Below are 1536 nucleotides of genomic sequence, written 5' to 3' on the forward strand. Positions count from 1 at the left end.
CGAGTGGCGCGTGATCGAGCCGTTGTTGCCAACAAGCCGCGAGGCGTGCCGCGTGTGGATAACCGCCGCGCCCCGTGCTGGTGGGCACTCAGCTGATAGCACGCCAAGGCTGCAACCGCAGCCTAAAGATCCAACAGCGCATACGGTTTCCCCGACGGCTTCTCGATATGGCTTGCGACAATGTAGACCGGCGCGCCGCCCGGCGTCCTGCCTTCGTAAGTCCCGCGATGAGCGTGTCCGTGCACCACAGCCTTTACCGGGAAGCGATCGATGGTTTCCGCCAAGCTCGACGTGCCGAGAAACGGATAAATCTCCTCCGGCTCGCCGACCACGGTCTCGCGGATCGGCGCGTAATGCAGCACCACCATGGCGCGCTGCGTCTTTACCGTGCGCATTGCATTCTCCAGCCGCATCGCCTCGCCGACGGCGGCGGCGACGAAATCCTTGGTCTCCGGCTCCCCGAACGACCCGAGCATGCGCTTGCCGAAGCCGCCGGCGAAGCCCTTGACCCCGACGAAGCCGACGCCGTTGATTTCGACCGCGCTGCCGTCCAGCAGGTGCAGCCCGCCTTCGGTCAGGATCGATCTCACTGCGTCGATCTCGCCGCATTCATAATCGTGGTTGCCCAGCACGCCGATCACCGGGATGGCGCAGCCCCGCAGGTCTTCCGCCAGCCGTTCGGCCTGCCGGACCGTGCCGGTGTCGGTCAGGTCGCCGCACAGCACCAGCACGTCGGCCTTGGCCGAGATCTCGCCGAACAGGTCGCGCAACGGGTCGGACTGGTCCTTGACGTGGATGTCGCCGATCGCGGCGACCGTCATCCGGGCCTTCGCCTGGGTCTCGTGGTCAGTCATCGCGCCATTCGCCTTCACCGCCGACATCGGCAAAGCCCCATTGCTCGACTGCGGCGGTGTAGTCGATGCGGGACAGCATGCGGCCACGGCAGATTTTCATCTGCGGCGGCGGCAGGTCGAGCTGGTGATGCAGCCGGTCCAGCAGTTCGTCCATCAGCCAGCGCGGCACCCGGTCGCGCTCGGTCGGGTAGATCCAGCGGAAGTTCAGGAGATGGACCAGCAGCATCTCCCAATGCAGCTCGAGATAGCCGAGCAGCCGGTGCCAATCGATCTGGTCGTGCTGCTTCAGGATGACGTGGGCGACATCGGCGCCGTCATAGCGGTGGCGCATCTGGATGAAGGCCTTCGACCAGATCAGCTCGGTCGGGGCCACGATCCGGACTTTGGTGCCGAACAGCTCGATCTCCCGGGCGTGGTCGAACCACTGCTCGTTCACCGGCATGGTGCCGTTCGAGGAGGCGTAGATCACGTCGAAGAAATGCTGGCCCTTGTGCACCTTGCCGAGCCAGCGCTCATCCTCGATCTCGATGGCGTACCCAAGGTCGCGGAAATGGCCGAGGATGCGCGGGCTGTCGCCGGCCTTGCAGAAGATATCGAGGTCCTTGGTCGGCCGCGAGATGCCGGTGTAGGCGCTGACGGCGTAGGTGCCGGCCAGCAGGAAGGGCAGGCCGGTTGCCACCAG

Annotated in this window: 2 protein-coding genes; both read right to left on the bottom strand. The window is 65.4% G+C overall.

Going from position 1 to position 1536, the window contains the following annotated elements; genetic code table 11:
- Positions 1–122: 122 nt before the first annotated feature.
- Positions 123–854, bottom strand: a complete 732-nt coding sequence (locus AC3XYG_RS40910) for a metallophosphoesterase family protein (protein WP_489145662.1) — start codon at positions 852–854, stop codon at positions 123–125.
- Positions 847–1536, bottom strand: a 690-nt coding sequence (locus tag AC3XYG_RS40915; RefSeq protein ID WP_489145663.1) for a nucleotidyltransferase family protein, incomplete at its 5' end; no start/stop codon positions are given. The genes AC3XYG_RS40910 and AC3XYG_RS40915, both read right to left, overlap by 8 nt.

The organism is Inquilinus sp., assembly GCF_057815775.1.

Bases quoted from the DNA above. Each gene is read 5' to 3' on its own strand.
- AC3XYG_RS40910 (WP_489145662.1), bottom strand. From the start codon at position 854: ATGACTGACCACGAGACCCAGGCGAAGGCCCGGATGACGGTCGCCGCG.